General features: G+C 32.0%; 24 protein-coding genes and 1 tRNA gene. 10 read left to right on the forward strand and 15 right to left on the reverse strand.

Annotated features, from left to right (window positions below; genetic code table 11):
* Positions 1-86: 86 nt before the first annotated feature.
* From FJR48_RS09000 to FJR48_RS09010, 3 genes are read left to right on the forward strand one after another with little or no spacing between them, the layout of a single operon-like run.
* Positions 87-803, forward strand: coding sequence for a hypothetical protein (locus FJR48_RS09000; RefSeq protein ID WP_152307804.1), 717 nt, complete (start codon positions 87-89; stop codon positions 801-803).
* 8 nt (positions 804-811) lie between these two features.
* Positions 812-1,558: a hypothetical protein gene (locus tag FJR48_RS09005; protein WP_152307805.1), complete on the forward strand. Its 747-nt coding sequence runs from the start codon at positions 812-814 to the stop codon at positions 1,556-1,558.
* Positions 1,559-1,561: 3 nt separating this feature from the next.
* Positions 1,562-2,146 (forward strand): hypothetical protein, encoded by a 585-nt coding sequence (locus FJR48_RS09010; protein WP_152307806.1) that lies wholly within the window; start codon positions 1,562-1,564, stop codon positions 2,144-2,146.
* 5 nt (positions 2,147-2,151) lie between these two features.
* Here the strand turns inward: FJR48_RS09010 and FJR48_RS09015 are convergent, their stop codons facing one another.
* Entirely contained in the window at positions 2,152-2,457 is a 306-nt protein-coding gene (locus FJR48_RS09015; protein WP_152307807.1) for a plasmid mobilization protein, read from the reverse strand.
* Between the two features lie 88 nt (positions 2,458-2,545).
* Between FJR48_RS09015 and FJR48_RS09020 the strand changes: the two genes are divergently transcribed.
* From FJR48_RS09020 to FJR48_RS09040, 5 genes are all read left to right on the forward strand, one after another.
* On the forward strand, positions 2,546-2,815 hold the full coding sequence (locus FJR48_RS09020) for a hypothetical protein (RefSeq protein WP_152307808.1): 270 nt from the start codon (positions 2,546-2,548) through the stop codon (positions 2,813-2,815).
* Positions 2,816-3,001: 186 nt separating this feature from the next.
* Complete coding sequence (locus FJR48_RS09025; protein ID WP_152307809.1) at positions 3,002-3,208, forward strand: hypothetical protein; 207 nt, start codon at positions 3,002-3,004, stop codon at positions 3,206-3,208.
* A gap of 5 nt (positions 3,209-3,213) precedes the next feature.
* Positions 3,214-4,263 (forward strand): replication endonuclease, encoded by a 1,050-nt coding sequence (locus FJR48_RS09030; RefSeq protein WP_152307810.1) that lies wholly within the window; start codon positions 3,214-3,216, stop codon positions 4,261-4,263.
* Positions 4,260-4,505: a hypothetical protein gene (locus FJR48_RS09035; protein WP_152307811.1), complete on the forward strand. Its 246-nt coding sequence runs from the start codon at positions 4,260-4,262 to the stop codon at positions 4,503-4,505. Before FJR48_RS09030 ends, FJR48_RS09035 begins: the two co-directional genes overlap by 4 nt.
* On the forward strand, positions 4,502-5,626 hold the full coding sequence (locus FJR48_RS09040) for a tyrosine-type recombinase/integrase (RefSeq protein WP_152307812.1): 1,125 nt from the start codon (positions 4,502-4,504) through the stop codon (positions 5,624-5,626). The genes FJR48_RS09035 and FJR48_RS09040 overlap by 4 nt, the downstream gene beginning before the upstream one ends.
* A 21-nt stretch (positions 5,627-5,647) precedes the next feature.
* On the opposite strand, the gene FJR48_RS09045 is transcribed toward FJR48_RS09040, so the two are convergent.
* The 14 genes from FJR48_RS09045 to nadB all read right to left on the reverse strand — a co-directional run bounded on the left by FJR48_RS09045 (position 5,648) and on the right by nadB (position 21,450).
* Positions 5,648-5,732 (reverse strand) — tRNA-Leu (locus FJR48_RS09045).
* 73 nt (positions 5,733-5,805) lie between these two features.
* The gene (locus tag FJR48_RS09050) at positions 5,806-6,120 is read right to left on the reverse strand and encodes a F0F1 ATP synthase subunit C (protein ID WP_152307813.1); all 315 of its coding nucleotides are present in this window, start codon (positions 6,118-6,120) and stop codon (positions 5,806-5,808) included.
* A gap of 142 nt (positions 6,121-6,262) precedes the next feature.
* A complete protein-coding gene (locus tag FJR48_RS09055) occupies positions 6,263-8,446 on the reverse strand; it encodes a polyribonucleotide nucleotidyltransferase (RefSeq protein ID WP_152307814.1) in 2,184 nt (727 codons plus the stop codon).
* A gap of 1 nt (position 8,447) precedes the next feature.
* Complete coding sequence (locus FJR48_RS09060) at positions 8,448-9,098, reverse strand: phosphoribosyltransferase (protein WP_152307815.1); 651 nt, start codon at positions 9,096-9,098, stop codon at positions 8,448-8,450.
* A 1-nt stretch (position 9,099) separates the two neighbouring features.
* On the reverse strand, positions 9,100-11,283 hold the full coding sequence (locus FJR48_RS09065) for an LPS-assembly protein LptD (protein WP_152307816.1): 2,184 nt from the start codon (positions 11,281-11,283) through the stop codon (positions 9,100-9,102).
* Positions 11,276-11,725 carry an RDD family protein gene (locus tag FJR48_RS09070; protein WP_152307817.1) on the reverse strand — a complete coding sequence of 150 codons (450 nt, stop codon included), beginning with the start codon at positions 11,723-11,725 and terminating at the stop codon, positions 11,276-11,278. The genes FJR48_RS09065 and FJR48_RS09070 overlap by 8 nt, the downstream gene beginning before the upstream one ends.
* Positions 11,726-11,746: 21 nt before the next feature.
* Positions 11,747-13,015, reverse strand: a complete 1,269-nt coding sequence (gene purD / locus FJR48_RS09075; RefSeq protein WP_152307818.1) for a phosphoribosylamine--glycine ligase — start codon at positions 13,013-13,015, stop codon at positions 11,747-11,749.
* A gap of 267 nt (positions 13,016-13,282) precedes the next feature.
* A complete protein-coding gene (locus tag FJR48_RS09080; RefSeq protein ID WP_152307819.1) occupies positions 13,283-14,524 on the reverse strand; it encodes a two-component system sensor histidine kinase NtrB in 1,242 nt (413 codons plus the stop codon).
* Between the two features lie 7 nt (positions 14,525-14,531).
* Entirely contained in the window at positions 14,532-14,891 is a 360-nt protein-coding gene (locus FJR48_RS09085) for a response regulator (RefSeq protein WP_188108567.1), read from the reverse strand.
* Complete coding sequence (locus FJR48_RS12560; protein ID WP_152307821.1) at positions 14,888-16,210, reverse strand: methyl-accepting chemotaxis protein; 1,323 nt, start codon at positions 16,208-16,210, stop codon at positions 14,888-14,890. Before FJR48_RS12560 ends, FJR48_RS09085 begins: the two co-directional genes overlap by 4 nt.
* Before the next feature lie 95 nt (positions 16,211-16,305).
* On the reverse strand, positions 16,306-16,941 hold the full coding sequence (locus FJR48_RS09095) for a uroporphyrinogen-III synthase (protein WP_152307822.1): 636 nt from the start codon (positions 16,939-16,941) through the stop codon (positions 16,306-16,308).
* A gap of 17 nt (positions 16,942-16,958) precedes the next feature.
* The gene (guaA, locus tag FJR48_RS09100) at positions 16,959-18,506 is read right to left on the reverse strand and encodes a glutamine-hydrolyzing GMP synthase (RefSeq protein WP_152307823.1); all 1,548 of its coding nucleotides are present in this window, start codon (positions 18,504-18,506) and stop codon (positions 16,959-16,961) included.
* 104 nt (positions 18,507-18,610) lie between these two features.
* Positions 18,611-19,975, reverse strand: coding sequence for a sodium:proton antiporter NhaD (gene nhaD, locus FJR48_RS09105; protein WP_430739317.1), 1,365 nt, complete (start codon positions 19,973-19,975; stop codon positions 18,611-18,613).
* A gap of 17 nt (positions 19,976-19,992) precedes the next feature.
* Complete coding sequence (nadB, locus tag FJR48_RS09110; RefSeq protein ID WP_152307825.1) at positions 19,993-21,450, reverse strand: L-aspartate oxidase; 1,458 nt, start codon at positions 21,448-21,450, stop codon at positions 19,993-19,995.
* A gap of 119 nt (positions 21,451-21,569) precedes the next feature.
* Here nadB and FJR48_RS09115 point away from each other — a divergent pair, with 119 nt between their 5' ends.
* Both FJR48_RS09115 and uvrC read left to right on the forward strand, forming a co-directional pair.
* Positions 21,570-22,013, forward strand: a complete 444-nt coding sequence (locus FJR48_RS09115) for a hypothetical protein (RefSeq protein ID WP_152307826.1) — start codon at positions 21,570-21,572, stop codon at positions 22,011-22,013.
* On the forward strand, positions 22,000-23,799 hold the full coding sequence (gene uvrC / locus FJR48_RS09120) for an excinuclease ABC subunit UvrC (protein WP_152307827.1): 1,800 nt from the start codon (positions 22,000-22,002) through the stop codon (positions 23,797-23,799). The genes FJR48_RS09115 and uvrC overlap by 14 nt, the downstream gene beginning before the upstream one ends.
* Positions 23,800-23,826 lie beyond the last annotated feature (27 nt).

A 23,826-nucleotide genomic window follows, 5' to 3' on the forward strand; every position in this document is an offset into this window, starting at 1 on the left:
TAATTATTTATATTTACAATTTTCTAGTATTATATTTAAAATTATTAAATTTTTAGATTTTACAATAAGATAGGAAGTTCAGCAAAATGGATAAAATTAATATTAAATATGCAATCAGTATTTTTATAGATACAGTAACATTGTCTCCAGCTCAAAAAATTATTTCTGATTTATTTAATATATTAGGAGATGGTTATTTGCCTAGCACTATTCAGGAAATGACTCATTCTGGTATTCAGAAAAGAACTATTATGGAGAACCAAGACTTAGGAATTAAAGTCCTAATTTTAACAAATAGATTAATAATAGAACAGTACCCAAGTAATGCGAAAAGTCTTAGTTCTATTGATGATTTTTTAAATATTTCTATACCTATTGCTGAATCAATTTTAAAAACTTTTAATAAAGAATCTAATCGTATTTCTATAATCTCAAAAATATTAATTGAAAATATTCCTAGTTTAAATGATATATCACCTAAAGTTTTCAAATTCCCAGAAGGATATAATAAAGAGAATACCTTTGAATGGACTTGTAGACTAGCTAAAAATGAAATAAAGACATTATCATCTAATGAAGAAAATATTAATTTTGTATCTGCAATAAACAGAGTAAAAGGAAAAATCATTAATAATGGTATAGAAGAAGATTTTGATGGCATTGATATTGATATTGACATTAATACAATTGCTGAAAATATTCACTATAGATTTAATCATGAGTCTTTAGAAGCTTTATATAAAGATATGCTTGAACTATATAAAGAACATGAAAATAGTATTTATAACTATGTTCTTAATTAGGAAATGTCATGTTTAAGTTTGTAAATACTTATGATGATAATATAAAAAATATCGATTATAAAGAAATTAGCCTTTTTAGTGAAGATACATTCAATGAAAATAATTTTTTTAATAACAGTGAAATAAATGATTTATATGATCATACTTTTAAGAGCACTTTTGAAACTAATAATACAAACAATATTATTTCAAATTTCAAAAACTATTATGAGTATTTTTTAAGTGATATTGAATATGATAAAAAATCTTTTAGTAATATAAATAAAAACTATATTATTAAGTTTAATTCATCTTCTGTTACAAATACTAATGATGAATTAATCAAAAAAAAAGTTGTACAAGAATTTAAAGATGAGTTTACATTCTTAATAAAAAATGATGATATTGAGATTGGAAGCTACACATCAGCTGATAAATTATTGGAAGAATATTTAAATAAATATAACTATCTTACTCAAACTGTATTAAATGAAATTTTTAATAGCCATTACAATAATATAGATTTTATTTGTAAGTTCTTATTAGTACTATCTAGAATTAAGCCTGAAAAAATAAGTTCTACTGGGTGTACTATGTCTATGGCTGCATTAAATCATAAAAGTGATGAAGTAAAAGAGTATGCATTGAGAGTTTTTGAAACATTTGCAAATGAAGATGCACTACTTTATCTTCAAAATTCAAAAGACGATGTTTTTTGGATACAAGACTTTAAAGAAGAAATCATTAAAGATATTCAAAAAAAAATATCAAGTTAGCTAATGTACTATATTAGAAAATACACACAAAGTTATTGGCTCAGGAATCAAGATTATTTATCAACTAATGAAATATCAGCTGAAGCTGTTACAAGAGACTTAGAAGCACGTAAAAATACTCTTTCTTTTTGGAGGGTAAACAACATAGATGATATATATGCAGGTAAAGATTTAGGTTTTTTAGCTTTTATTGGTTCTTTAAAAAGTATTGATACTACTCAAGTTATTATATTTAATGAAGATGAATTAAATAATTTCCCTTTAGAAAATAATGATGGAGATACTTCATTACAGATATCACAAGATTTTCATACTGATATTATTGATTTAAAGTTATCTTCGTTAAATATATTTGCTAAAATGTTTGCAGACAAACTTTATAATAGTAATGCAGATAAAGAGAGTTTAACAACTAAAATAAAAGCAGGTGGAAAAAAACATATTATAGATAAACTTCAAAATGATATTGATTCTCTTCCAATAAAAACATATACAAAAACAACAATATCTGAAATTATAAATAATGCACTTCATGAAAATACATTAACAGAGGAGCAATTACCTAAACATATGAAAGATATTTTATAAAAATATCAACTATCTTTTTTTATTTCATCCCAATAATTTACACCCTTAAATGACTTCTCATAAAATGCTTTTACATTTTGAACTAGTGGTAATATCCCAATATTGTGTAACATGTTTAGGTCATCAATATCTCCAAGAGCTAAGTTTCTAATCAAACGAGCTTTAGACATTTTTGTTTTATTAGCTAACTTTTCTAACTTTTCATTTTCTTCTTCTGTTAATCTAATTTTAACTTCAATATTTCTTTTTGGTGTCTCTTTTTTCATTATAGTACCTTTTTCTTCCAAAATAGTACCCTTTTTTCTTGACAATGTAAACCTATTTCGGTAAGATTTTGACAGTTGGGTACTAAATATATAAAATAATACCCAATTTTATGACATTTTCAAAGGAGAAAAAATGCAAGTAGGAATAGAGAGTACTTTATTATCTATACACAAAGATACAGATTTTAAAGACAAAGAAACAGGTGAAGTTATTACAGAAGGTAAATATAAACTAAATCTTTTAGTAGAAACAGAGTTAAATAATGGTGAAAAAAAGTCTGACATTATTCATGTAAGTATTCCAAACGATAAACGTGCTGAATATGAAACAAAAATTGGTAAAAAGATACAAGTCAAGTGTAATTATGTATCAAAATCTCCAGTTAGTTTCTACGTAAGCTAAGAGCCACTTCGCGAAAGTTTGAACAAAGTGAAAAACGTGAAAGTGGGAAATGGAACTTGAAATTGAACATTATATATTTACATTAGTATTGTTGCTCATACAGCTAATTGATTGCAGAAGCACATAGAGAGCCATCCGCCAAGATAAAACTCCCTATGGCGTTTCTAACGTACAAGGAAAGAAACAATGAATGATACACAAAAAGATATTAAAAAAACTGAAATAAATCGTGAGGATTTAGAAAAAAAGCTAGAAGAACTCAATCGAATATTATTAGGTCTAAATGCTTTTGGTAGTTTAGAGTTGACAGATTTACATCTAATTTCTAACTATATTAGAGGTGCATTTAATTACAAGTTTTTAGATGATTACTTATTAGATGATAAAGAGTAATAGCCATGAAAACATCAACAATGATATATCCTGCAACTACGTATGCAGGATATGAGGAGCAAAATAAGGAGCGTCTACGACGAGCGCATCAGCGAGGAGTTAACGCGACGAATGAAGCTCCCTTGACTAATTATAAAAAAGATGTGGACATTTTTAAAAAGTATGGAGTTTCTAAGAGTGACTTAGTGTCTGTAAAGCTCAAGATTAGAAAGCAAGAGAACTTTTTAAAATATAGCTACGTGAAAAACAACTCAACAGGTCAAGCAATACCTTTGCAAGACTGCATTATCTCATCAAATCACAATACATCAAGATATTACGCTGAGATTCAAAACCGCATAGATACTCTACAACGTGAAGCTGAACAAGGAAACTTAACACCAGTCTTTTTAACTATCACACTACCAAGTGAGTTTCATAAGATGAAGCAAGATAAAAAAACTAAACAGCTCATTAAAAATCCCAAGTATAACAACATAGAGCCAAAAGAAGCCGTCAAAGTAATAACTAAGATGTGGGCTAAACTAAGACACGATAGATCACTGAAAGAGCTATCTAAAAATGAGCGTATGTATTATCGTGTAAATGAGCCACACAAAGATGGTACACCACACGCACACTTTTTACTTTTCATCCCTAAAGATAAGATAGAGAGAGTAGAAAAATCTTTTAATCGCCTATACAATCCTAAAACAAATAAGTTTGTAAAAGACATTGAAAATGCTAAAAGCTATATAATGAAGTATATAAATAAGACACTTCCAAAAGCTAAAGATGAACTCACACAAGATGATGAATATCTAAATGCTTGGTATATCAAAAATCGCATAAATAGATTTTGTTCTAGCCGTTCAACTGCTCCAATGTATCTTTATAGATTACTACACCATAGATACTCTCTATATGCTCTAACACAAGTTAGAAAAGGAAACAGCCTACAAGTATTAGCAAGACTTGAAGATGACAAGATAATGGAAATATGGGATGATGGAGAGCTACTATTTATGCGAAGTGAAGATATTGAGATACATACCATAAAAGGATTAGCAGCATGACTGATAGAGAATTATTAATCGACATTAAAAACGAACTAGTGTATATCAAGGACGCATTTTTACAACTACCAGAGTGGTTTCCATTAAGTGAAATTGCAAGAGATAAAGGCATAAGTCGTCAATCGTTAAGAACTAAGTTACTAAGTGGCGAATTTGAGCCAGAAGTAGATTTTAAGTATCAAGGCAATAAGATAATGATTGCGAGAAGTGCCGTTCCAAGAATCAGGAGAAAACGGCAATGAGTTACAACAAATCTGGTGTATATGTTAGAAACAATATTATCTATGTACAAGGCAATATAGATGGTATATTCTATCGAAAAAGCACAAAGAAAAAAGATACAAAAGCTAATCTACTTTGGGCAAAGAAAAATGCTCAAAGCGTTCTTTTACAACTAATTGGTAAAAAAGACACTACAAAGACTTATTTACTTAAAGATTTTGGTTATAAATCTTTAGAGATTAATTCATCAAATCGAAAAGAGAATACTAATAAAGACTATTTGAAAACTTTTGAACTTCATATTGAGCCAAAATTTGGAAAGTGGGATTTAAGACAAATTAGACCTACTGACATAAAATCGTGGCAAAATGACTTAGGAAAAAAGTTATCAGGCAAAAGGATTATGAATATTCGTACTATCTTTAGAGGTATCCTGCAGGACGCTTTTATAGATGAACTAATCCCTATAAATCCATTTGATAGAGTAAAACCTCCAAAGGTTGAAAAATCAAAAATCAATCCTTGTAGTTTAGAAGAAGTAAAAACCATTACTTCAAATGCTAATGGATGGTTTAAAAACTATTTATTAATAGCTTTCTTTACAGGGTTAAGAGTTGGAGAAATGATAGCTCTCAAATGGGAAGATATAGATTTTTCAAATGATGAAATAGATATAAAACGCTCTACTTCAAAAAGAATTATAAGCACTCCAAAAACTGCAAAGAGTATTAGAACTATTGATATGCTCCCCGTAGTAAAAAGTGCTCTTTTAGAACAGTCGTTTATCTCTAAATCTAAAAGTGAATTTGTCTTTATAAACCAATACGGTAAAAACTTTATGGACCCGACAAACTTAACTAAGCGACATTGGAAACCGCTCTTAGAGAAGTTAAAAATAGAATATAGAGTTTTATATCAAACAAGACATACTTTTGCTTCACTTATGCTACAACAAAGAGAAGAAATAGGATGGGTATCTGAAATGATGGGACATACTGACATTCATACTACACTTACAAAGTATGCTAGGTTTATTCCTAGACAAAATAAAAAACGTGCTAAATTCCTAAATAATATTGATTTTGGAAGTTCAAAAAGTGCACAAAAACTGCACAAAGAAAAAAAGAAAATTTCAAAATAAAGTGTTTTAGAGGTTTAGAAATGGTGCGATCGGAGGGATTTGAACCCTCACACCGCTAGGGCACTACCCCCTCAAGATAGCGTGTCTACCGTTCCACCACGATCGCAAAAAAAGAAGAAAAAAAAAGCCCGACTCCGAAGAGTCGGGCTTTTGAGGTGCATTTAGTTAAATCTTAAAGATTAACCTAAATACGGGTTAGCGTAAAGTGCGATTAACGCAATTACTAGTGCATAGATAACTTGTGCTTCGATCATTGCAAGAGCGATGAACATTGTAGTCATAAGTTTAGCACCTAGACCCGGATTACGAGCAGTACCAGCGATAGTAGCAGCAGCAGTATGACCCATACCGATAGCTCCACCTAATGCAGCTAGACCAAGACCAAGACCAGCAGCGATCATTGAATAAGCTTTAAGAGTTTGGTTTGCAACTTCACCGTCAGATGCAAGTGCAGCAGTAGCTAAAGCTACCATTAATACAAGAATTTTTTTCATAAAATTTCTCCGTTAAATTTTTTACAAATACGTTCGGATAGCGTAACCTCATCGTTAAATGAAGCAACCTAAACATAAATGCCTAGATTTCCCTACTAAATATTCGATTCGCGATTATATATAAAATATAATAAAGAACAGTTTAAAATACTCTGCCTAAAGAGATTTTATTTCCTTTGAATTCTAAAATCTCTACAGTTACCTCATCACCCTCTTTTAAAACGTCTGAAACTTTTTCAACTCTATCTTTAGATATTTTAGAGATGTGTAAAAGACCGTCAGTGCCGTCAGGTAGCTCTACAAATGCACCGAAATCAACTATTTTTTTAACGACTCCCGGATACTTATCGCCGACTTCATATTTAATTTTCTGTACTTTTGGCTTTGATGTAATACCTTCAATATGCTCTCTCGCCGCTTTTACACCGGATTTATTTTTCCCTGTGACTTTAACTTTTCCTTCTTTTTTATCGATATCGATAGCTACTTCAAACTTCTCAATTATTTCACGGATATTTTTACCTGCCTGACCTATGATGTCACCTATAAAACTTGGGTCAATATGGAAAAAGTCAGTAGATGGTAATACACCGTCGTTAAATTCTATCTTACTCTCAGCTTCAAGCATAATATCTATTATATGACTTCTCCCCTCTTTTGCTTGATAAAGTGCTTCTTTTAGAACATCTAAACTTATTCCTCCGAGTTTTATATCCATCTGCATAGCAGTGATTCCCTCTTTTGAACCCGTCACTTTAAAATCCATATCTCCATCATGATCTTCAAGACCCATAATGTCTGAAAGAATAGCATACTTATCACCTTCACTTACCATACCCATAGCTATACCTGCTACTGTATCACTAACATCAATGTCAGCAGCTTTTAGTGCCATATAACCGCCACATACCGTAGCCATAGATGATGAGCCGTTTGATTCTAAAATTTCAGATACCAAACGTATGGTCTGCCCGTCAATATTTACAATCGGCTCTAGTGCTCTTTTAGCTAAGTTTCCGTGACCAAGTTCTCTACGTTTAACACCCATGACAGGGGATGCTTCACCTACGGAAAAGCCGGGAAAGTTGTAATGAACCATAAAGTTTTCATCTTGCGTACCTTCCTCTGTAAGTGTTTCAAACATCTGAGCATCTTTAACACCGCCCAATGTTAAAACAACTAAAGCTTGTGTTTGACCACGAGTAAACAAACAAGATGAATGAGCCGAAGGAAGTACGTTTGTATCTATAGTGATTGGTCTTACTTCATTTAAAGTTCTTCCGTCTGCACGAACTTTTTCGTTAAGTATTTGACCCCTAACTTGTTCTCTTTTTACTCTCTCTATTGCATCTTTTAACTCAAGTTCCAGCTCAACATCAGCCCACTCTGTTTTTGCTGATATTATATTTTTTCTTAATTCTCTTAAGGCTGTTGAGCGTTCAGATTTTGCCATCTGATTCATAGCAGTTGTTATATCTGCAAAATGGTTATTTCTAACATATTCAAGCATCTCTTCATTTATATTATGAGCTTTACACTCTAAAGGTTTTGTTTCTTTTTTATGGGAATTAAAACTTTGTTCATACTTTTTATTTGATTCAAATAGTACCGATTGAGTTTTTTCAAATACCTCTATAAGTTCATCTTCATTCATTGCATTAGAAGTGTGTTTAGATAACATCACCGCACCCATTGCAGGATCAAGCATAGGATCAACTATAACATCACCCATCTCGACATCTTCACTTCCCAGTGTACGCATCTCAATCATCAGCAAGTCGTCTTTTGTTCCTGAGAGATATAAATCCAGTGTTGACTCTTTTAACTGTGAAAGTGTCGGATTTAATACTAATTTACCGTCGATTTTAGCTGCACGTATAGCACTGACTGATGTATTTATATCTATATCACTCACATATAAAGCTGCAGATGCGGCATTCAATGCCAGTACCTGCAAATCACTCTCTTTATCAACCGAAAACACCATTATAGTTATCTGTGTCGGATGCCCAAAACCTTTAGGAAAAAGCGGACGCAAACTTCTATCTACGATGCGTGAAGTTAATGTTTCAAAGTCACCGGGTTTTGTTTCACGTTTAAAAAATCCACCCGGTAATTTACCCGCTGCGTATGTTTTTTCAATGTACTGCACGGTTAATGGCAAAAAGTCATCTTTAACAACTTCAGTTTCATCTATAACTACAGTAGCTAATATCACGGTATCACCGCTTTTTAACCATGCACTACCGTTTGCTTGACGGGCAACGTCACTGAAACTATACTCTTCTATTTTATTTTCTAATTCTATTTTACTGTCATACTTCACGCTATTCTCCTAATATTTCTTCTATTTTATCTTCACTGATATACTCTATACTTTCATAATAAATCGATGTTTCAACATAATCATCTATATCATAAAGAAAAAAGATATCATCACAAAACGGTTCTAAAGATTCCAATACATCACTTGGAATTACCGGTACCGCTATATAAACGGCTTTTGGTTTTTGAGACAATACTGCTTTTAAAGCAGTCATGAATTTTAAACCGCTTTCACTACCGTTATCTACAAGTAGAACTACCTCATCTTTAACTGATTCAAACGGTTTTCCTTTCCTATACTGATATATATAACTCAGTATTTTTTCTTCATGTTTTCTATGTGCTTCACCGTATATATAATCATACTTAATCCCAAACGAATCAACTAAGTTCTCATTTATAACTATCTCTTCGCCCTCACTGACACGGGCAATTTCACATTCTTCATTATTGGGTGCATATATAGATTCTGAGAATAGAAAATTTATTTTATTATCTAACTTACCTCTTAGCTTATTTGCTATATCCAAACCGTCTCTTGAAACTGCTACTAATCTCCATTTTTGTGATTTAAATTTTGCTAAAGGAATAACATCTCTTAGCTGATTGGCAGCATCTTGATAATCTTTAAGTAAGTTTATTCTTTCTCTCATGCTATTTTCCTTTATATGTATCAGGCAATTTATATGAAAAGTTATCTGTATTTCTTGATTTCATAAACGGTTTAAATAAAATTGTAAAATATACATATCTGTCATATATTGAAGAGACATCATTATTTGTAAGAATAGGTCTATTATTTTCAAGATACTTCAGACCAAAGTCCCAACATCGCTTTTGATACAAAAAACCAATCTCTAATTTTTTTTTCAAATTTGTATTTATATCATAATTATATCCAATATTATAGGAATAATGTTCATCATATTTATAAGAGAGAGTTGAAGTTAAATATCTGGTATATGCAGGGTTGCTAGGAGTATCTTCCTCACCTTCTTTGTGAAAATGATCTTTAAAAAGATGTGATAAAGATATATTAAAACTATTATTTTTATATATAATCTTATTGTATATTTTTGAAAATCCGTGTTCATCATGATTATATAAAGTATTATTATAAAAGTTAAAACTTTCCGTTATTTGATAATTTAACTCGTTTTCTAGTTCACCGTATTCCTTATCGCTTTCACTATTATCATCATTGTAAACAATATTTTGTGCTAGTTTATGATATAACTTTTCATTTCCGGAAGTATCATACAGATATTGTGAAAATTCAAAATTCAAAGCTTTAGTGGAATCATTTACATTATAAAACTCACATAAGCCAGTATTATTTTCCAAGCAAGAGTTTTTATAATCTTCATAATATCCTTTTTTACTTTTTGCACCTGAAAAAGTGTACTTTGTTTCAAAATCAATTACGTGGGTATATTCACTAAATGCTTTGGTTAAACTACTGCCAATTTGCACAACATTATAATTTTTTGCATAATGTCCATCTCTATAATCATCGGGATTATCGATTTCATCTAAACCTGTAAAATTTGAAAATTGAGCATAAATATAAGTTTTATAAGCTATATTTACATATTCGTCAAAAATCGAAGTTTGAAGCGTTATAGGTATATTTACATCGGTTTGAACTACACCTACCCCGTCTCTTCGGTATATATTTGTACTTTGCATATCTAAGTTATATAATAGATGATTGTCAAAAAAAGTTTGTAAATAATGATGATAATGCAGAGTAGGCAATTGTTGCAAAGTCTTACCGTTATCTTCCAAAGTTAAATCTTGATAATATTTTAAATAAGAACCGTAATAATCATCTTCATTATTATAGAACATATTTACTCTTGAGAGAACTTGTTGGGCCGTTGCATTAGTTGTGGAGTCACTAGAAGAAAGGTTTATATAGTCAACATCATTCATATAGTGTATATCTGCATATATTGATGACTGTCCCTTAAAATCTAGACCAAACCACTCATTTAAGAAACTTAGATTATAATATTTTAAATCAGCCCCGTTATGTTCCTTATTTGCTAAGTTTTCCTCTTCATAATAGCTTTCTTTTTCTCTAAAATGACCAAAAGTCAATGAACCTTCCGATACTTTAGAATCTACAAATCTAAATTCAGAATATATACCCCTACCCCTTTTTGTTCTAATTTGAGGTTTTAATTCTAAATCCCACCAGTTTTGTTCAGCGATAAATATAGGTTGTTCATAATAAAAACCTTCATCATTTGAGATTCCAAGTATGGGATATAAAAGTCCGCTACGTCTTGTTTTGTCAAGTGAAACACCAAAATAAGGTGTATAAAAAACGGGAATATCATATATATACAATCTATTATTATAAGTATTTAACCATTTTGTTTGTTCATTATAATCAGATGAGCTAAATTCTATTTTCCACAAAGGATTGATTGGATTACAACCACTAAGGACTCCTGATTTTACTATTATATCCTCTTCTTTTTCACTACCGTTTTTTGCACTCATCCATACTTTTGTAAATTCATCAAGCAAATAAAACGGTTTAAATTCTTTTTGTTTATTTTTTATATCTATTCTTATATATTCGCCTAAAATTTTGTAATTATTATTTTGAGTAACTTTAACATTCTCAAAAAGTTCTAAATTACCGTTTAACTTATGGTACTTTGCTCTTTTAGCACTTAAATAGTAATCTTTATAAACAACGTTAACTTCACCGTCTGCATAAAGTATTTCATCTTCTGTGTAAATATCGTTTGCAAATATCTCTACTTTCTCATTTGAGAACAATAGAGTTGTAAACACTAAAAGAAATAAAAAAAATTTAAACATTTACAACCAAAGTTTTTGCGGTTTTATCATGCCAAGCTTGACGAGCCGGATCAAAAATTGCCCATAAATATCCAAGATAAAACAAGAGTTCGCTTACTACTCTAAAAATAGCACGGTTTAGTGCACTTAATACATTTGGATTTTGTAATGTTTTTATTTCTATTACTCTTATTTTCATAACAAGTTTACCTATAGATGCACCGTATTGCATAACAAAAAATGCTTGATAAATAATTTTAATAGCCAAAAATTCCATAAGAAAAGTATTTGTTAACTCTATCATCTCCTGCGTGTCTTTAGCTGCAGCAAAAGAATCCCATAGTGCTAATACAAGAACAAAAGAGAGTAATAGTTCATCTATAAGAAAAGCTGTAGCTCTTTTTGAGGTAGATGCTAAGCTCATCTCTTCACGGTAAAGTATGTCTTCAATCTCTTCGTTCAATTGGTATCCTTTGTAGCCAAATTAAGATAATGCTTGATAAGCTATATCTGTTCTAAGTTTTTTACCTGCAAAATGTACCTGACCGCATCTTAAATACGCACGATCTCTTGCTTGTTTGATTGTATCACCCAAGCCGACACATACTAAAACTCTTCCTCCGTCTGCATAAAGCTTATTATCATCCATACTAACGCCTGCATAAGATATATGAGTATTTTTTTCTATCTCCTCATGGTGAGTATCGTCTAAAATAATTTCAGCAGGAGTCGAACTAGAATATGGATAATTCTCACTAGCCATAACTACACCGACTGCATATTGTTTTGAGAATTCAACTTTTATTTCAGATAAACGGTTTGTTGCAGCTTTTAAAAACATATCAGATACACTTGAAGTCATAAGCGGCATAAGTATCTCACACTCAGGATCCCCAAAACGGACATTAAATTCTAAAGTTATCGGTTCACCGTTTACAACCATTATTCCTATAAATAAAACACCTTCAAAAGGTGCACCCTCTTTTTGCATACCATCTAAGGTAGGACGGATGATTCTATCTTTAACCTTTTGATATAACTCTTCATCTACAAGAGGAGTTGGAGCATATGCACCCATACCACCCGTATTTGGTCCTTCATCGTTATCCATTAGACGTTTATGGTCCTGTGCAGCCGGAAGAAGGATATAATCTTTACCGTCACATACGGCAAACATTGAAAGTTCATAACCGTCTAAAAACTCTTCTACGATTACTTTAAGCCCTGCATCTCCAAAACTTTTTCCACTTAGCATCTCAGATATTGCCACTTTGGCTTCATCATGACTTTGTGCTATTATTACCCCTTTACCACCACAAAGCCCATCCGCTTTTACAACAATAGGAGTACTAAGAGTATCTGTAAATTTGAATGCATCTTCAATTGATGAAGTTTCAATATAGCGAGCTGTAGGAATATTATATTTTGCCAAAAAGTTTTTCATATATACTTTTGAGCCTTCAAGCTGCGCAGCTTCTTTACTCGGTCCGAAAATAGTAAGTCCGTGAGATTTGAAAATATCTACCACACCATCCACTAACGGAGCTTCCGGTCCGACTATTGTTAATTCTATTTCATTTTCTTTTGCATATACAGCTAAATCGTTATAATCTTTAATATTTAAATTTGTACCTAAATTATTTGTAGCACCGTTACCTGGCTGAAAAAAAAGTTCATGTTGTTCGTCTTCGTTTGAAATTGCTCTTGCAATAGAGTATTCTCGTCCACCTGCACCAAGTATTAAAATTTTCATAAATTTTCCTGTGAGTTTTTAATTGAAATGAAAATAGCCCGAAAGACCGACTTGCATTAGCTTCGGTTCTCAAGGCCGAATTTGGGCGAAGAGAGAACTTTATAAAGGCGGCAAAATCTCAGCAGAGTTAACTTGCCTCAAACGATAATACCGACACACAAAAGTTCTAGTAATTCGCTAAGTGAATATGTAGAACCCTCATTTGTGCAAATATCGAGTCATTCAGACTATTAATATAATTATACACCAAAAAATCAAAATTGAAAATTAACTAGCGGCAATAATTATCTCAAAAACAGCACCGTTATTTTCATTATAAGCTCTTATTGTTGCATTTTGTTCATCCAAAATTCTTTTTGCTATACTCAGACCCAAACCAACACCGCTTTCTGGTTTACCTGAGATAAATGGCTCAAATATATCATCCATTATATCTTCTGGAATTCCGCCCCCGTTATCTCGAAATTCAACCTTTATTTTCGAGTTTTGCCGTGCAATATTTATATTTAACTTTCTCTCATCGAAGTTTGGCTTTTTTTTCAATTCGTCAAGTGCGTTATTTATAATAATAATCCATGTTTGTTCAACTCTTTGGTCTTGAATATCTGCAAAAAACTCATATCTATCTTTTGAAATATCTAATGTAAATTCCTCATCGTTAATATATATTTTACATATTTGTTTTGAACGGTTATATGTCATTGTTAAAGATGTAATCAAAGTAGCGTATAAGTTACTACGACTCAAACCGACTTGCTTTTGTTTAGACATCTCTCTCATAGAACTCACTATTGTAGCTATTCTATCAATTCCTATCTGCATATCATCAATATTTTCCAATATTTGCTTTTTTTGCGAGACATCCTTAACCAAATCGAAAAAGTCCATTTTTAAAAGTTCCAAATTACCTTTTATGTATGTCAGAGGGGTGTTTATTTCATGTGTGATGCCGGCTGCAAATTGTCCTATTGCGGTAAATTTTGCATTTGCCAACTTTTCGTCTTCATGTTTTTTTAAAATAATTTTATTTTTTTCAATCTCTTGGTGGGCTTCCCATTGAAGTAGATTTTCTTGTCTTTCATGCTCTGTAGCATCTATCATAATACAAACATAACCTCTATAATTGCCCTTAGAATCTCTGATAGAATTTTTAAAAAATTCATACATATGAGGTTTATGTGATTTTAACAAAAAAATTTCTTTGTAACGGATGGATTCTTGTTTTAACAATTGTTTATCCATCTCTTCATGTAAAGAGGAGAGTATATCTTCATCTATATTTTTTGTATTTAAAATGTCCTTTTTGCTTTTTTCAATCAATTTTAAAAAAGCATTATTACATTCTATATAACTACCGTCTGAATCTTTTACAAAAATAGGCACGGAAGAGGTATTTAAAAATAGTTCCAAGTCCTCCAACTTGCTTTGAATATCTTTTATTTTTTTACTTTGTTGTTTTGTTTTATACAAAGCATATATAGCTACAACAGCTAAAAATGCAAGTTCCATAATTCACTTACTTGGTCATAGCTTCTATTTTATCTGTAATTACGGACATTGAACTAAATGGTTTCATTATATAGTTTTCTGCTCCAAACCTGTGAGCATCTAACACTTTATCCAAGGTTGAGTATGCCGTCATCATTATAATCTTTATATTTGGGTACTTCTCCATCAGTTTTTCCAATAATTCAAGCCCGTTCATCTGCGGCATCATAATATCAAGCAGAACAACATCGGTATCGTTTGGTATGCCCGATAAGGCACTTATTGGATTGTTATATGTAATAACAGAGTATTTTGAGTCTCTTTTTAAATATTTTTCAATCATTGTTGTAACTTGAACTTCATCATCAACAATAGCTACCTTTTTCATTTCGATCCCTTAAATAGTTCTTTAATAGCACCTTTCATAACTATTTCAGCTTTTTCTTCGACCATACCGTCCAAGTATTCAAATACTTTAAGACTTGATGCTTCTATCTCGTTAACCATTTTTTCTATCTCTTCTTTTGAACATATAGCCTTATCACCTGCACACTCTTCAACAATTTTATTTGCATTTTCATGTACGGAAGCATGGTATGAATCCAGTTTAGGGTAAGAAGCCGTTTCACTAAATTCTTCTTTACCGATACCTTCATTATACCACTTACCTAATCTACACGATTTATGATCTGATTTTTGGAAATCATTTTCTTCCCCGAAAAGAAGTGCATATACATTATTTTTATATATTACGTGGTCTATTTTAGCCAGAGATGCAAAAATTTTGTCACTTATGTATTCAACCTCATAAACACTTCTCGAAGATTTTTTCTCAAAAGAAATTATCTTCTCTTCTAAATCTTCTATTTTTACTTTTGTATCTTCTAAGATAGTGCTTGTAGTCTCTATGTTTTCTTGAACAGATGAGCTTTCTTGTTGCATAGATTTTACTACTATACTAATCTCACCCGTAGCTTTTTGTGTTTTTTCCGCCAGTTTTCTAACTTCGTCTGCGACTACGGCAAATCCGCGTCCGTGTTCACCCGCACGTGCAGCTTCAATAGCCGCATTTAATGCGAGAAGGTTTGTCTGGTCTGCTATATCCTCAATTAAAGTTACGACATTTGAAATTTCACCTGAACGAATTCCCAAAGAGTTTGCACCTTCAAGCGTATCTTGCATCTTATGTGAAAGGTCACTCATATTTTCCATAGAAACCGTAATAAGTTCCAAACCGTCTTTAGATTCATTGGCGATAGTAGAAGATTCCGTTCTCATAACTCTAAGTTCTTTTAACATATCTTCATAAGTTTTTTGTGAATCTTTTAAAGAATACCTGATAGCATTTTGATGTTTTGACATAATATCGCTATCTTTATCGGTTTTTATGTCCGTTTTAATAATACTGTATAAAATATCACCGTTAGATAGACGTTTTGATTTTACTTTTCCGCTACAACCATCCACATTTATTTTTGAACTATTTACATCAAGTGCGCCGGATAATTTACCATCATCTTTGACCATAGCTTCTGCAACAGAATTTTTTAAATCAATTGTTCCGTTTTTTGAAACCTTAACAATTATCTCTTCTTGGGAAAAACCGGATATCTCTTTATATAATTTTAATTCACTTTTTAAAAGTTCTATCTCTTTTTCTAATTCCAGAACTTTATCCGTATCATTATTTGACGAAGAAAAAAACACCTAACACCCCTCTCTTACATAATTCTTGTATCAGCCTAAATATAACTAAATTAATATTAATTAAATATAAATCACTAATTAATTTTATTTATATTTCATATATTTTTTGACAATTCAATACAGGAGTCTATAGTTCTATCTTCGGAAATATAATATTGGGTATTTTTAGGTAATGCTTTTACGGTTGTTTTACCGATAACAATAACTTTATTTTTATGACTTATTTCATTATTTTTTAAAAAACATTCTACACTTGATGGTGATGTAAAAATCAAAATAGACTCATCTTCCACCTTTGTTTTTAATATCTCTTTTGAGCATCCGCTTTCATATACAATTACTTCATCTATATTGTAGCTATCTTCTTTTGCTTCTTTTACAAATTCATTTGCTATGACTTTTGCACGCAAATAAAGCCATTTTGTAGATTTTGGATATTTTTTTATTATAGAGCTTAACTCATCACCGTATCCATCACCGACATTTAGTACTTTTCCGCCAAGTTCTTCAAAAGCTTCAGCCGATTTTACGGATACACACAATGCTTTTTTATCTATATAATCATTCTTGTTATATTGTTCAAGTGCAAGACTGGTTTGCTTTGATGTTATAATTAAATAGTCATATAAAGAGAAGTCTATATCAGGTTTTAAAAGCTTTACATCAAGAGAGTTGATGCTTATTGCATCCGGATGCGAAGATATAGAAAATAAATAAATATTTTTTTTCATGAGAGAAGCTTGTGCGCTTACTCCCACTCGATTGTTGCAGGTGGCTTACTAGATATATCGTAAACAACTCTGTTAATTCCATCAACCTCATTTATAATACGACGAGAAATTCTTTCTAAAAGGTCATGCGGTAAATGAGCAAATGTAGCCGTCATACCGTCAACTGCCTCAACTACACGTACACATACAGTGTTGTCGTATGTACGGTTATCTCCCATTACACCTACTGATTTTACGTTTAATAAAACTGCAAATGCCTGCCAAGTTTTAGTATAGTATCCGCTTGCTTTTAATTCATCTAATAAGATAACGTCAGCTTCACGTAAAAGGTCAAGGTCAGGCTTGTTAACATCACCCATAATACGGATTGCAAGACCTGGTCCAGGGAACGGATGACGGTTTATCATAGATTCTGGAAGTCCTAATTCAAGACCGATTTTACGTACTTCATCTTTAAAAAGTTCACGTAAAGGTTCAATCAGTTCAAAATCCATCCAATCAGGTAATCCTCCTACATTGTGATGAGACTTAATTACTTCACTCGGACCATTTACAGAGATAGATTCAATAACATCTGGATAAAGTGTACCTTGAGCTAAAAACTTAATACCGTCGTGTTTTTTAGCTTCTTTTTCAAACTCTTCTATAAAAGTGTGCCCAATAATTTGACGTTTTTTCTCAGGATCGCTGATTCCGGCTAATTTACCTAAAAAGTTTTCAGCTGCATCTACAGTTACAAGCGGTGCTTTTAGGTTTAGTTTGAACACTTGTTCAACTTGTTCACGCTCACCTTTGCGTAAAAGTCCGTTATCAACAAATACAGGAATAAGCTGATCACCTATTGCTTCGTAAAGCATTGCAGCAACAACTGAAGAATCAACCCCACCGCTTAATCCACAAAGCACTTTTCCATCACCTACTTTTTCACGGATAATTTTAATCTGCTCTTTTAAAAAGTGCTCCATTTTCCATTTCTCAGTTACTCCACAAATATTCTTTGCAAAATTTCTGAGCATTAAGTAACCTTCTTCCGAGTGTTGAACTTCCGGGTGATACTGCATAGCATACACGTTTTTTTCCTCATTTGCTATAGCTGCATATGGAGAGTTATCTGAAACTGCAATAGGTTTAAAACCCTCAGGTAGTTCATCAACACGATCGGAATGACTCATCCACACAATTCTGCCGTTTTCACAATCTTTAAGTAGAGGTGAACAATGTTCAGGTTCAACTATATTTAATTCAGCTTTACCGTACTCATGATGATCGCTTCTTATAACACTACCGCCAAAATCAACTGCTATTCTTTGCATACCGTAACAGATACCAAGAACTGGAATACCCATTTTGTAAACTTCTTGGTCAACTTCATATGCATTTTCACTATATACCGAAGAGGGACCACCGCTAAGAATGATACCTTTAGGATTTTTTGCTTTTATATCTTTTGCAGATGTATGATAAGGAAGGATTTCACAATATATTTTATCTTCACGTAATCTTCTAGCGATAAGTTGAGTATATTGAGAACCGAAATCTAAAACGATGATGCTAACATTTGTCATTTAAATGCCTTTGAAAAAATAAATAATTTTGAAAGGATACAATAAGTTAGATTAATGTTTTATATGAAGAAGTTTTTTGCTCTCAATTTGAGAGCAATTAGATGCTAGGCACCAAAGCCTAACATCTCAAACTGTACATACCATACGGCAATAGATACTATATAACCTATTAAAATAGTCCATGAGTATTTCATATGTGCACCAAACGTATATACGCCCGGCAATTTACCCATAACACCTACACCCGCAGCTGAACCAAATGAGATTAAAGATCCGCCCACACCGGCAGTAAGTGTAACTAGCATCCATTGAGAGTGTGCCATTTCAGGTGATGCTTTAAGTACCGCAGACATAACAGGTACGTTATCAACAATAGCTGATAGGAAACCGACACCGACATTTGACCAAGTAGGGCCTAAAACTGACGGTTCATATACTACAGAGGCTAAAGCTAACCAACCTATAAAATAGAGTGCACCGACAGCTGCTAAAATACCAAAGAAGAACATAAGAGTGTTGTTCTCAATTTTACTCATAGAAGAGAATACATCAAAATGACCTAAACCATGTATTCTTTTAAGTTTATAAGCATATAGTTTAAGTAAAGACAAACCAAACATCATACCCCACATTGCAGGTAAGTGTAATACTTGATGAGACATCACGGCTGAAAATATTGTAAATACTCCAAGTCCCATAACAACTTTTGCACCAGCCATCATCTCAGGTTTTTTCTCTTTTGTTATATCAAACTCAGGGACTGTATCCGGAACAACTTTAGATAGTAAAAATGCAGTTATTACATAACCGATTATAGATGCAGGAAATAAAAATAAAAAGTCAACAAATGTACCTTTTCCTGCAGTCCAAGCCATAAGTGTCGTAATATCTCCAAAAGGAGACCATGCACCGCCGGCATTTGCTGCTACAACTATATTTATAGCACCTGGTACAAGGAACTCTTTTTTCTCACGCTCAATAGTAATTAGCACAGTTGAAAGGATAAGAGCAGTTGTTAAGTTGTCTGCTATAGGAGAGATAAAAAATGCTAAAATACCGGTTACCCAAAATAGTTTTCTATATGTATAACCTTTTGAAACAAGATTGTATTTTAGTCTATCAAACACACCCATATGAATCATAGATTCAATATATGTCATTGCTACGAATAAAAAGAAAAATATCTCTGCTATCTCTAAAATAAGGTGCTGTGCTTGAGTATGTACCAAGTTCATATCCAAACCGTTAATAGAATAATAAAGTGCTATTAACATAAACATAAAAGTACCTATTAATAATGCAGGTTTTGCTTTATCTATATGATAATGCTCCTCCATAGCAACAAAATAATAACCTATTATAAAAATTGCCAAAGCGGCAATACCGACCCACGTAAATGTAAGATCAGGTATAGCACCACCTGCATCTCCCCCACTAGCCATAGCTAACGCACTTGTTAAACTAAGCATACTCAAAATCCTTAACATTAATTCTCCTCTTTTTGAATCGTATGGACGCCAATTGATTCTTCCCTTGCTAAAGCTGAATTTACAATCTCTCTAGCCGTTAGTAATCTAAACTTTAGAAGTTTACCAATTTTTTCATTTAAAAGCACATTAATTTGCTCTTTTGCTTCCAATAAGCCTTTTTTTGTTCTAACTATAGAAACATATTTCCACATTATCTCTCTAAGTTTATTTTTTTTCTCTTTGTCTTCTTTTAAACTCATAATATCATTTTGTACTTCAAACTCAAAGAACTCATCGTCTTTAAAACTTCTGAAATTCAATAATATATTTTCAACTGCTTTTTTTGCAAAAACCAAACCTTCCAAAAGAGAGTTTGAAGCCAACCTATTTGCACCGTGTACTTTAACAGAAGCGACTTCACCTATTGCATACAGATTTTCGATACTCGGAACAGCCCCGTTTAAATCAGTTTTAATTCCACCTATAGAGTAGTGAAAAGCCGGTGATATAGGTACTTTTTGTAAAGGAACATTAAAGCCTAAATCTTGTAGATTTTTATATATATTGGGAAATCTGTTTATAAAATATTTAAAATCGAAATTTTTCATACTTAAATAGACTTTATAACCTGTCTTTTGAGTATAATCATAGATACTTTTACTTACGATATCACGAGATGCAAGTTCACCTCTTTCATCATACTCAAATAAAAATCTTCTTCCGTATTCATCCTCAATTGTAGCACCTTCGCCTCTTAGAGCCTCAGTTAAGAGAACCTTTTGGGCAAAACTATTTTTTACAAATACGGTCGGATGGAACTGTGTCATCTCCATATGTTCAAGTTCTATCCCTTTCATAACACATAGACCTTGAATATCTGCACTTATTGTCGGTGCATTCGTATGATATTCAAATAAAGAACCTATACCGCCGCTTGCTATAATTACGTTTTTTGCATATATATTTCTTAACTCTCTGTGTTCAAGTACGGTTACACCATGACATTTTCCGTCTTTTATGAGCAAATCTACAACCCTGGTATCGCCAAGCATAGGATGCGGATTAAGTTGAAGAAGAAAATGATGCATATACCTACCCGTAGCATCACCTCCTGCATGTAAAATTCTAGATGTAGAATGGGCAGCCTCTTTTGTGTAGGCGAGTTCTCCGTTTTCATTTTTATCAAACTCAAAACCTCGACTTATAATATCGTCAATTACCGCTTTTGAGTTTTTGGACAAAACTTCTACCGCTTCCACATCACAAAGACCATCACCTGCATCCAAAGTATCTTTTATATGCAAAGGTATATCTGCTTCATCTTTAGCTAAGGCTATTCCGCCCTGAGCATAAAAACTATTGCACTTAAAAGTCTCTCGTTTATTTATTATAAGTACTTTTTTGTTTTTCGGAAGATTTACAGCAGCATAAAGTCCTGCTACTCCGGCTCCTATGATAATCACATCATATCTCATCAGTTTTTCTCTTCTTCTTGAGATTCATCAACAGAAATAACTGCACTGTCTTGATAATATGGTGGTTTTTTTACACCGCATCCACTAAAACTTAACAAAAATACAGCTATAATTACTTTATGAAAAATGCTTCTCAGATTATAGATATTATTCAAAATAAACCTCAATTTTCTAAACTATCCAAGGTGAACTGCATAAAAAAAATACAGTCACTATTTACACAACCGGTTCAAAAGATGATAAACTTTGCATACTTTAAGCAAAATACTCTTTTTTTTGTGTTTAACCACCCTGCCGGTAAACAAGAATTTGATAATAGTATACAAAATATTAAAAGCGCTTTAAAGTTCCATATGCCTGATGAATGTAGCGATACAACTGTTTCCGATATCAAAGCTTTTGTAACTCATACGCCTAAAAAAGAACAAATAAGTACTAAAGTAATTAAACAAACATATAAAGAGAGAGCAAAAGGTGATTTTGAAGTAAATATAAAAGATGAAAAACTAAATTCTTTAGTAAAAAGTATAAGGGACATTATAAAACATAATGACATTAACTGAAACCATTCAGCAACTGCCTGCTTCTGCCGGTATATATCAATATTTTGACAAAGACGGGCATCTGCTATATGTCGGAAAAGCAAAAAACTTAAAAAACCGTGTAAAGAGTTACTTTAGTTTTACCCCTACATTAAGACCTAGTCCAAACCTTTCGTACAGAATAAAAAGTATGATTGAACAAACGATAACTTTAAACTATATAGTAGTAAATACCGAACACGATGCTTTGATTTTAGAAAATTCTCTAATCAAACAACTCAATCCAAAATATAATATATTACTTCGAGATGATAAAACATACCCATATATCTACATTGACTACGCACAAGAGTATCCGAGATTCGATATAACCAGAAAAATCATAGATGCAAAAGATATAACATACTTTGGACCTTATTCTATAGGTGCTAGAGATATCTTAAACTCAATATATGAACTTTGTAAACTTGTTCAAAAAAAAGGTTGTTTAAAATCAAAAAAACTCTGCTTGTACTATCAAATAGACAAGTGCCTTGGTCCGTGTGAAAAAGAGATACCAAACGAGTTGTATCAAAAAGAGATAGACAAAGCTATAAAACTTATAAAAAGCAAATCTAAACTAACTCGTGAACTTATGAAAAAAATGGAGTTTTACGCGGAGGAATTAAGGTTTGAAGAAGCAGCAGAGCTTAGGGACAGGTGTGAAAGAATTTCAAGAAGTGAAATAAAAAGCGATATTGATTTTGCATCAAGTGAGAACTTCGACATTTTTGCGGTTGAACATAATGAAAAAAGACTCGTCATACTTAAAATTTTTATGAGAAACGGGAAGATAATCTCATCTTCGCACAGCATAACTACTCTAAATAACGGTTTTGACAAAGAGGAAATTTTTCACAGACTTTTAATAGAGTTTTATCAACAAAAGCCACCTATCATTGCTCCTATTTTATTACAAGAAAGTTTTGATGAGATTGACAGTGTTGAAGAGTATCTAAGCGATATATTTGATAAAAAAGCTCAAATAATAATCCCTCAAAGAGGTAAGAAAAAACAACTCATAGATTTAGCATTGATAAATGCCAAAGAACTACTGAAAAATGACAAAAAAACTATAGATTTTAAAGTAGAAAACCAACTGCTTGAACTTCTTAAACTAGAAAAATTTCCGCAAAGAGTGGAATGTTTTGACAACTCCCATATGGCAGGTATGGCAACTGTAGGTGCTATGATAGTCTATGACAATGCCAAGTTTGATAAAAAATCTTACAGGACCTATCATCTGGATGCAAAAGACGAATATTCCCAAATGAGAGAGACTTTAACACGTCGTATAAATAGTTTTGAAAAAAACTCGCCTCCTGATTTATGGGTATTAGACGGTGGAGCTACTTTGCTAAAACTGGCTTTGGATATACTTGAATCATCAGGTGTAAATATCGACGTAATAGCTATTTCTAAAGAAAAAGTCGATGAAAAAGCACACCGTGCAAAAGGCTCGGCAAAAGATATAATCTATACAAAAGATGAAGTTTTTAGACTCAAAACAAGTGATAAAAGACTACAATGGGTACAAAACTTGAGAGATGAAGCACACAGATGTGCTATAGGTTTTCATAAGAAAACAAAATTAAAGCTTGATCAAGAGAGTAAACTTTTAAATTTAAACGGAATTTCTCATGCAAAAGTTAAAAAACTATTGAATCACTTTGGTACTTTTGAACATATTAAAACATTATCCATTGAAGAGATAAGCACTGTTTTAAATAAAAAAGATGCAAATATAATCAAAAATCTCTATAAATAAGTTTTGTTTTTTAACTTTTATGATAAT

The sequence above is a fragment of the Sulfurimonas lithotrophica genome (assembly GCF_009258225.1).
In the GTDB taxonomy this organism is placed as follows: Bacteria; Campylobacterota; Campylobacteria; order Campylobacterales; family Sulfurimonadaceae; genus Sulfurimonas; species Sulfurimonas lithotrophica.

Bases quoted from the DNA above. Each gene is read 5' to 3' on its own strand.
- FJR48_RS09000 (WP_152307804.1), top strand. From the start codon at position 87: ATGGATAAAATTAATATTAAATATGCAATCAGTATTTTTATAGATACA.
- FJR48_RS09005 (WP_152307805.1), top strand. From the start codon at position 812: ATGTTTAAGTTTGTAAATACTTATGATGATAATATAAAAAATATCGAT.
- FJR48_RS09010 (WP_152307806.1), top strand. From the start codon at position 1,562: ATGTACTATATTAGAAAATACACACAAAGTTATTGGCTCAGGAATCAA.
- FJR48_RS09020 (WP_152307808.1), top strand. From the start codon at position 2,546: ATGCAAGTAGGAATAGAGAGTACTTTATTATCTATACACAAAGATACA.
- FJR48_RS09025 (WP_152307809.1), top strand. From the start codon at position 3,002: ATGAATGATACACAAAAAGATATTAAAAAAACTGAAATAAATCGTGAG.
- FJR48_RS09030 (WP_152307810.1), top strand. From the start codon at position 3,214: ATGAAAACATCAACAATGATATATCCTGCAACTACGTATGCAGGATAT.
- FJR48_RS09035 (WP_152307811.1), top strand. From the start codon at position 4,260: ATGACTGATAGAGAATTATTAATCGACATTAAAAACGAACTAGTGTAT.
- FJR48_RS09040 (WP_152307812.1), top strand. From the start codon at position 4,502: ATGAGTTACAACAAATCTGGTGTATATGTTAGAAACAATATTATCTAT.
- FJR48_RS09050 (WP_152307813.1), bottom strand. From the start codon at position 6,120: ATGAAAAAAATTCTTGTATTAATGGTAGCTTTAGCTACTGCTGCACTT.
- FJR48_RS09060 (WP_152307815.1), bottom strand. From the start codon at position 9,098: ATGAGAGAAAGAATAAACTTACTTAAAGATTATCAAGATGCTGCCAAT.
- FJR48_RS09065 (WP_152307816.1), bottom strand. From the start codon at position 11,283: ATGTTTAAATTTTTTTTATTTCTTTTAGTGTTTACAACTCTATTGTTC.
- purD (WP_152307818.1), bottom strand. From the start codon at position 13,015: ATGAAAATTTTAATACTTGGTGCAGGTGGACGAGAATACTCTATTGCA.
- FJR48_RS09080 (WP_152307819.1), bottom strand. From the start codon at position 14,524: ATGGAACTTGCATTTTTAGCTGTTGTAGCTATATATGCTTTGTATAAA.
- FJR48_RS09085 (WP_188108567.1), bottom strand. From the start codon at position 14,891: ATGAAAAAGGTAGCTATTGTTGATGATGAAGTTCAAGTTACAACAATG.
- FJR48_RS09095 (WP_152307822.1), bottom strand. From the start codon at position 16,941: ATGAAAAAAAATATTTATTTATTTTCTATATCTTCGCATCCGGATGCA.
- guaA (WP_152307823.1), bottom strand. From the start codon at position 18,506: ATGACAAATGTTAGCATCATCGTTTTAGATTTCGGTTCTCAATATACT.
- nhaD (WP_430739317.1), bottom strand. From the start codon at position 19,975: ATGCTTAGTTTAACAAGTGCGTTAGCTATGGCTAGTGGGGGAGATGCA.
- nadB (WP_152307825.1), bottom strand. From the start codon at position 21,450: ATGAGATATGATGTGATTATCATAGGAGCCGGAGTAGCAGGACTTTAT.
- FJR48_RS09115 (WP_152307826.1), top strand. From the start codon at position 21,570: ATGAAAAATGCTTCTCAGATTATAGATATTATTCAAAATAAACCTCAA.
- uvrC (WP_152307827.1), top strand. From the start codon at position 22,000: ATGACATTAACTGAAACCATTCAGCAACTGCCTGCTTCTGCCGGTATA.